Here is a 7375-nt window from a genome sequence, read left to right as displayed (position 1 = left end):
CCTACGGGCAGCCTCCCCCGGCCGGCCCCGCCCGGACGAACAGGCTCGCGATCGCCGCGCTGGTCACCGGGCTCCTCGGCCTCGTACTGTTGGCGGTGGGCTTCGGCATCGCCGCGCTGCTGCAGGCCGGAGGGCGCGGAGAGAAGGGCAAGGGCCTGGCCGTCGGCGGCCTCGTCGCGTCCGCCCTGTGGACCGTGGCGGGGGTGGTCGCCCTCCTCCTCACCGCCGATTCGCTCCTGATCGTCGACCGCGATGAGTCCGGGCAGGTCACCGGGAAGGGGCGGGTGCTCGTCGCGGCCCTCCGGACCGGTGACTGCTTCACCGGGTTCGACGGGGACACGACCAAGATCCTGGTGACGGCGCTGCCCTGCTCGCAGCCACACGACGGCGAGGTCGTCGCCAAGCTGCGCCTGTCCGGCGACGAGCATCCCGGGGACGAGAAGGTCGCCGAGCAGGCGGACGTAGCCTGCTTCGAGAAGAGCGGCCGGCTGCAGAAGAGCCGGCACGCCAAGGACCTGGAGCCCTACAACCTCTGGCCCAGCCGAGCGACCTGGAACGACGGCGACCGCGAGGTGGTCTGCCTGATGCGCTACACCGGCCCCGAGGCGCTCACCTCACCGCTCGGCGAAACCCTCGATCCGAGCCTGAAGCTCTGGGACGAACTGAAGGCCGGGGACTGCCTCCCCGAATGGGACGATCAGTCGTTCGCCCAGCGCACCGTCTCCTGCACCGAGGGATACCGGATCCAGGTGTACGCGACCTTCGCACTGGGAGCAGGCCCGTACCCAGGGGAGAAGGCGGCGGACCGCAGTGCCCGGCGCGGCTGCGAGCGGCGCGGGGAGAAGATCTTCCGCGGCCACCGGACGCCCGACCTGATGTGGTGGCTGTACCCCGAGAAGACCGACTGGGACGCCGGGCGCCGCACCGCCGTCTGCTTCGGCGAGAGCGAGACCGGCCCGCTGAAGAAGCCGATGCTCCCCCGCTGACCCGCACCCGGCACCACCGCACGCGCGTGCCGCCGGCGCCCGGAGCGGGCACCGGCGGCACGGTGTGGCGGGACGGCGCTAGACGACCGCGCCCGAACTGTCGGAGGTGCGGTGGACGGGCGCCTTGGGCCTGTCCTTGGGCTGGGGCGGCGGGGACTTCGCGTACTTCTCCAGCACGATCGCCACGGGCGTCGCGGTGAAGACGCTGGAGTACGTCCCGATGACGATGCCGATCAGCAGCGCGATGGCGAAGTCCATCAGCGAGTCGCCGCCGAGGATGGCCAGCGCGCCCAGGATGAACAGGGCGCCCATACCGGTGTTGATCGTCCGCGGGACGGTCTGCAGGGTGCCCTTGTTCGCGATGTCGGCGAACCTGCCCTTGGGATTGGCGCCCCACAGTTCCCGGATGCGGTCGAACACGACGACCGAGTCGTTCACCGAGTATCCGATGATCGTGAGCAGCGAGGCCAGGAACACCCCGTCGATCGGTTTGCCGAGCCAGGCGAAGACGCCGGTGACGATCATGATGTCGTGGAACATGGCGACCACCGCGCCGGTCGCGAACGTCCAGCGGAATCTGATCGTCAGGTAGGCGAGCTGGGCCAGCAACGCGACGCCGAGGGCGATCAGCGCCTTGGTGCGCAGCTCGTCGCCCAGGCTGGGCCCGATCAGCTCGTCGCGGATCTTGGTGGCCCCGCCGCCCTCCTTGCCGAGGGCGTCCTGGATGCGCTTCTCCTCCTCGTTGGTGAGGTCGCTCGTCCGGACGGAGATGTCGGCGTCGCCGGAGCTCTGCACGACGGCGCGCGGGAACCCGGCGTCGGAGACGGCCTGGCGGGCGTCGTCGATGTCGAGCGGGCGGCTCGTGGAGTACTCGACGAGGCGGCCGCCGGTGAACTCGACACCGAAGTTGAGTCCCTGGGTGAAGATCCCGGCCGCGGCGGCGGCGACGGCGAGCCCGGAGATGCCGAGCCAGAGCCGGCGGCGCTTCATCAGGTCGGGGCCGCGCTCGTTCAGCCACCGCCGGATGCGCCCGGCGCCGCTGAGACCGCCGGCCCTGCCCTTGGTGAGCTTGGGGAGCCGCGCCGCGACGGCGTCGGTGAGGACGCGGCTCACCAGCATCGCGGAGATGAGCGAGGCGATCACACCGATGGTGAGGGTGACACCGAAGCCGCGCACCGGCCCGGAGGCCAGGAAGAACAGCAGCGCGCCGGCGAGCAGGGTGGTGACGGCGGTGTCGGCGATCGCCGACCATGCCTTGTTGAACCCGGTGGCCAGCACCGAGCGCGCCCGGCGGCTCGGGGTCGCCGCCAGTTCCTCTCTCGCGCGTTCGAAGGCGAGCACGTTGGCGTCGATCGCCATGCCGATGGCCAGGACGAACCCGGCCAGGCCGGGCAAGGTGAGCGTCGCCCCGATCGCGACGAGGGCGCCGTAGGAGATCAGCGCGTATCCGGCGAGGGCAACGGTCGCGAGGAGGCCGACGATGCGGTAGACCGCGACGATGAACAGCCCGGTCAGGATGATGCCGATGACGGCGGCCTTGGCGCTGGCCTCGATCGCCTCGTCGCCCAGCGTCGGGCCGACCACCCGCTGCTCGATGATCTGCACGGGCACCGGGAGCGCGCCGCCCTCGATGAGGGCCGCGAGGTCCTTGGCCTCGTCGGCGCCGAAGTCGCCGGTGATCTGGGTCGATCCGCCGGTGATGCCGACGCCGCACGGCACGCTCTGGGTCACCTGCGGCGAGGAGATCACCTTGCCGTCCAGGACGATCGCGATCCGCCGTTCGTCGCCGACCGCGCAGGCGGCCTTGGCCGTCAGCTGCTCCCAGGTCTTGCCGCCGTCGCCCTTGAAGTCGACGTTGACGGCCCAGCCGCCGACGTTCTGCGGGTCGTAGGAGGCGCCCGCCTCGCCGATGCCCTCACCGGTGAGCGCGGCGGGCCCGATCAGGATGGGCTGGCCGCTCTCGTCCGGGAGGACCTGCTGGCCCTTCTTCTTGTCGGGCTGCTGGCCGGTGTTGGGGAGCACGGGGTGCGCGGTGAGCTGGGCGGTCTTGCCGATCGCCTCGGTCGCCCGGGTCGGGTCCTGGACGTCGGGCAGCTCGACGATCAGCCGCCGGTCGCCGGACCGCGTGATCGACGACTCGGCCACGCCGAGGGCGTCGATGCGGCGCCGCAGGACCTCCAGGGCGCGGTCGGTGGACTCGCGGTCGGCCTTGACCGTCGGCGAGTCCTGCGTTTCGAGGACGATCTGGGTGCCGCCACGGAGGTCGAGGCCGAGGCGGGCTTCCTTGGTGTAGGCGAAGTAGAAGGATGTGGCGAGCACGGCGAGTGCCAGTACCGCCCGCACCAGGTTGGCGCGGTTCAAAAGGGGACCTCCACGGAGCTTCGGCTCCGCGCGGCTGCGCGCGGAACCGCGGACGAAAGGGTCAGGTGCGCGTGGAGGCGGGCGGGGCGCGGCCGCGCGGGACGCCGCCCGTCGCGAGGCCGGGCGCGCTGCCGGCGGCGGCCGAGGGGCGGATGGCGCGGGCGGACGGCGGCCGGACCTCGGTACCGGGGACCGGGAGCGCCGCGGGCGCGGGCTGCGCGTCGGGCGCGTCCGGTGCGGCGACCTGCCGCGTCGGCGCGGTGGCCACGGTGCCGCCGGTGGCCGCGGTCTGCGCGTGGCCGCCCGGGTGCGGCCTGGCGGAGGCGCGGCTGCGAGTAGGGGTGTGCTGGGCCACCCAGGTCCGGACGGCGGAGATCGTCCCGGTGGCGGAGCCTCCGGCCTGCGCCCCGGATCCGGTCCCGAACCCGGTGGGCGCGGCCACGAAACCGAGGAGCCCCAGCGTGACGATGAGCAGCCGGGCGAGGGGGAGGATCGGACGCGGTAGCTCGCGCATTCCGCTCCTCCGCTCGGCTCGGGTCAGGGTGCTCGGTCGTGGCCGGTGGTCGTGGTCCGTGGTGGTGGTCCGTGGTGGTGCCGCCCACGATGCCGGGGCGGCGGCGGGCGGTCCAGTCAACCTAACCCAGGTTCAGGTTAGGGGAGCACGGATCGCACTTCGTTGACAAAACACGGGATGGATTTCCCGTCAAGGTGAGCCGGCGTGACAATGCCGTGCCCCTCCCCCTCCCGGCGCGCGTGCCAGCGAACACGGATGCGTGTCCGAATGCGGCCAGGCCGCAATCGGCCTGCAGCCATTGCCCCGCCCAGCAAAAGCGAATTACTTTCGCGTACGCCCACCCCGAACCGGACAGAGGAGTCTCCGGTGGCACGTTTCAGACAGGTCGCTGTCCTCGGCACCGCGGCGCTCACCGCCTTCGCGCTGACAGCCGCCCCCGCCTCCGCCGCTACCACCACCATCCGCGCGGGCTCGGCGACCGCCGACCCCTACTCCGGCAACGTCCAGGCGTCGCTGCTCGGCGAAGCCTCCGTCTCCGCGTCGATCGGCAGCGGCTCGTGCAGCGAGTCCACCATGACCGGGTCGATCAACTCCGACGGCACCGGCCTCGCCATCGCCGGCGCCAGCTTCAGCGAGTGCTCCGGCACCTCCGACGTGTCCATCACCACGATGAACCTGCCGTGGACCGGCGGCGCCGTCGCGCACGACCCGGCCGGGACCAACGGCCGCGACGCCACGGTCACCATCGCCAACTTCAGCGTCCGCGCGGTCGTGGACCTGTTCGGCGGAATCGGCTGCAACTTCGGCGGCACCCTCACCGCCAACGGCTACAACGGCGACAACCCCGCGCGGCCGGACACCAGCAGTGGCGAGGCCCAGGTCGGCGTCAGCAGCGCCACGGTGAACCGGCAGTCCGGCAGCCACTTCCTGTGCCCGTCCACCGCCCAGGTCACCGCGACCTACGCGCTGCAGGGCGAGACCACCCCCGGCTCCGGCACGTACGACCAGTCCCTGTACGTGACGAGCTGACGCTCCCCGAAAGCTCGCCGGCACGCTCCCGGCAAGCGTCCACTCCCAGGGACGCGCTCCCATAGAAGGATGCGGGCCGCCCCCCAAGCCAGGGGGCGGCCCGTAGCGCTTTCCGGCCGCGGGGTGCGGCCGGCGCTCAGCAGCCGACGAGCTGCGCGGCGAGGAACGCCTCCACCTGGCTCAGCGCGATGCGCTCCTGGCTCATCGAGTCGCGTTCCCGGACGGTCACCGCCTCGTCCTCCAGGGTGTCGAAGTCGACCGTGACGCAGAACGGCGTGCCGATCTCGTCCTGGCGGCGGTACCGGCGGCCGATGGCACCCGCGTCGTCGAAGTCGACGTTCCAGTTGCGGCGCAGCTGCGCGGCGAGGTCGCGGGCCTTCGGGGACAGGTCGGCGTTGCGCGACAGCGGCAGCACCGCGACCTTGACCGGGGCGAGCCGCCGGTCGAGCCGCATGACCGTGCGCTTCTCCAGCTTGCCCTTGGCGTTGGGCGCCTCGTCCTCGGCGTAGGCGTCCATCATGAACGTGAGCGTGCAGCGGTCGACGCCCGCCGCCGGCTCGATCACGTACGGAATGTAGCGCTCACCGGACTCCTGGTCGAAGAACGACAGGTCGGTGCCGGACGCCTTGGAGTGCGTCGTCAGGTCGAAGTCGGTGCGGTTGGCGATGCCCTCCAGCTCGCCCCACTCGCCGCCGGCGAAGTCGAAGCGGTACTCCACGTCCACGGTCCGCTTGGAGTAGTGCGACAGCTTCTCCTGCGGGTGCTCGTAGAGCCGCAGGTTCTCCTTGCTGATGCCGAGGTCGACGTACCACTGCATGCGCTCGTCGATCCAGTACTGGTGCCATTCCTCGTCGCTGCCGGGCTTGACGAAGAACTCCATCTCCATCTGCTCGAACTCGCGGGTCCGGAAGATGAAGTTGCCGGGCGTGATCTCGTTGCGGAACGACTTGCCGATCTGCCCGATGCCGAACGGCACCTTGCGCCGCGCGGACTGCTGGACGTTCATGTAGTTGATGAAGATGCCCTGCGCCGTCTCCGGCCGCAGGTAGGCGAGGCCCGACTCGTCCTCGACGGGGCCGAGGTAGGTCTTCAGCAGGCCGTTGAACATCCGCGGCTCGGTGAACGAGCCCTTGACGCCGCAGTTCGGGCAGCCGATGTCGGCCAGGCCGTTCGCCGGCGGACGGCCGTGCTTCTCCTCGTACGCCTCCTCCAGGTGGTCGGCCCGGAAGCGCTTGTGGCAGGACTGGCACTCGGTGAGCGGGTCGACGAACGCCTGGACGTGGCCGCTGGCCTCCCAGACCTCGCGCGCCAGGATGACGCACGAGTCGAGGCCGACGATGTCGTCGCGGCCCTGCACCATGGACTTCCACCACTGGCGCTTGACGTTGTTCTTCAGCTCGACGCCGAGCGGGCCGTAGTCCCAGGACGCGCGGAGCCCGCCGTAGATCTCGCTCGACGGGTAGACCAGGCCGCGCCGTTTGGCGAGGTTGACGATCGTGTCCAGCACATCGGAACGGCGTGCCATGAGAGATTCTCCATCCAACTGGCGGTCGGCGGGACAGTGAGTGCGCCCCGATCCCGCGGCGGCGGGCGGCGGCGAATGTGATCCCCGGTGATGACGCCCGCGGCGCGATCTTCCACGGCGCCCGCGAGCGTTCCCAGCTTAGGGCACCATGACGGCTGGTAGGTGTACCTAGTAGGCGAGGCCATCGGCGATGTTGCTGTCGATGTTGAGGGTGACTCCGCCATGCGTTTCGTAGTGGTCGCCCCGGTACTGCTTGATGCGGCGGTGCGGACGCCACCAGTCGTCGGGGATGAACGGGTCGCCGTAGACCTGGGCCTTGCCGTTCCAGTGGGCGAACCAGACGCCTTCGGGCTTGCTGATGCGGGTGGCGCGGCCGACGTCCCGGATGCCGGAGGTGACGCTGCTGTAGAGGCAGGGCGTGTACCCCTCCGCCTTCAGCCGCCGGACCCAGTTGTCCACGAACCGCAGGACCGCGGCCTTGCAGGCGCGCTTGCGGCTGTCGTACGCCTCCATGTCGAAGTAGACGGGCGCACCGGCCGGGATGCCGAGCGCCTCGGCCTTGCGGGCGGCGTCCACGGCGGCCTTCCGGCCCTGGCTCGCGGCGTTCTTGGCGGTGAACCGCTGCGGGCGGCTGCCGCAGGGGGCCTGGAGGCCGACGTAGGTGGGCGTGATGCGGTACCCCATCTCGCGGACCTCGCGCACCCATCGCTCGGTGAGGTTGGGCTGCGCGCATCCGCGTGCGGCGCCGCCGATGTAGATGTTGGTGACCTTGAACGACGGCCGCCACGCCTTCATCGCCTCGATGGACGGTGCCGCGCAGGTGTCGAACCCCTTGCCGCGCACCCACTTCTTGGGCGCGGCCTCCGCGGCGCCCGCCTGCGACCCGCCCGGCTGGGACGGGCTCGCCACGGACGGACTGGGCACGGCCGGGCTCGGCGGGGGCGGGCTCGGCGGCCGGCC

6 protein-coding genes are annotated in these 7375 nt (G+C 71.3%); 2 read left to right on the top strand and 4 right to left on the bottom strand.

What is annotated here, in order from left to right; all coding sequences use genetic code 11:
• Positions 1-986: DUF4190 domain-containing protein (locus tag E1289_RS35175; protein ID WP_131988097.1), on the top strand; the 986-nt coding region annotated here is incomplete at its 5' end.
• A 78-nt stretch (positions 987-1064) separates the two neighbouring features.
• On the opposite strand, the gene secD is transcribed toward E1289_RS35175, so the two are convergent.
• Both secD and E1289_RS35165 read right to left on the bottom strand, forming a co-directional pair.
• Positions 1065-3347 carry a protein translocase subunit SecD gene (gene secD / locus E1289_RS35170; RefSeq protein WP_131988095.1) on the bottom strand — a complete coding sequence of 761 codons (2283 nt, stop codon included), beginning with the start codon at positions 3345-3347 and terminating at the stop codon, positions 1065-1067.
• Positions 3348-3408: 61 nt separating this feature from the next.
• Positions 3409-3861 carry a hypothetical protein gene (locus tag E1289_RS35165; RefSeq protein ID WP_131988093.1) on the bottom strand — a complete coding sequence of 151 codons (453 nt, stop codon included), beginning with the start codon at positions 3859-3861 and terminating at the stop codon, positions 3409-3411.
• A gap of 366 nt (positions 3862-4227) precedes the next feature.
• Here E1289_RS35165 and E1289_RS35160 point away from each other — a divergent pair, with 366 nt between their 5' ends.
• Complete coding sequence (locus E1289_RS35160) at positions 4228-4890, top strand: hypothetical protein (RefSeq protein WP_131988091.1); 663 nt, start codon at positions 4228-4230, stop codon at positions 4888-4890.
• A 136-nt stretch (positions 4891-5026) separates the two neighbouring features.
• On the opposite strand, the gene E1289_RS35155 is transcribed toward E1289_RS35160, so the two are convergent.
• Positions 5027-6415, bottom strand: a complete 1389-nt coding sequence (locus E1289_RS35155) for a glycine--tRNA ligase (protein ID WP_131988089.1) — start codon at positions 6413-6415, stop codon at positions 5027-5029.
• A gap of 168 nt (positions 6416-6583) precedes the next feature.
• The coding region (locus E1289_RS35150) for a DUF1906 domain-containing protein (RefSeq protein WP_207929356.1) at positions 6584-7375 on the bottom strand (792 nt) is incomplete at its 5' end.

Source organism: Actinomadura sp. 6K520, assembly GCF_004349245.1.
Classification (GTDB): domain Bacteria; phylum Actinomycetota; class Actinomycetes; order Streptosporangiales; family Streptosporangiaceae; genus Spirillospora.
The sequence above is the reverse complement of the archived record's forward strand: the minus strand, read 5'-3'. Positions and strand labels throughout refer to the sequence as shown.

Coding starts and splice junctions, on each gene's coding strand:
- E1289_RS35165 (WP_131988093.1), bottom strand. CDS start 3,861: ATGCGCGAGCTACCGCGTCCGATCCTCCCCCTCGCCCGGCTGCTCATC.
- E1289_RS35155 (WP_131988089.1), bottom strand. CDS start 6,415: ATGGCACGCCGTTCCGATGTGCTGGACACGATCGTCAACCTCGCCAAA.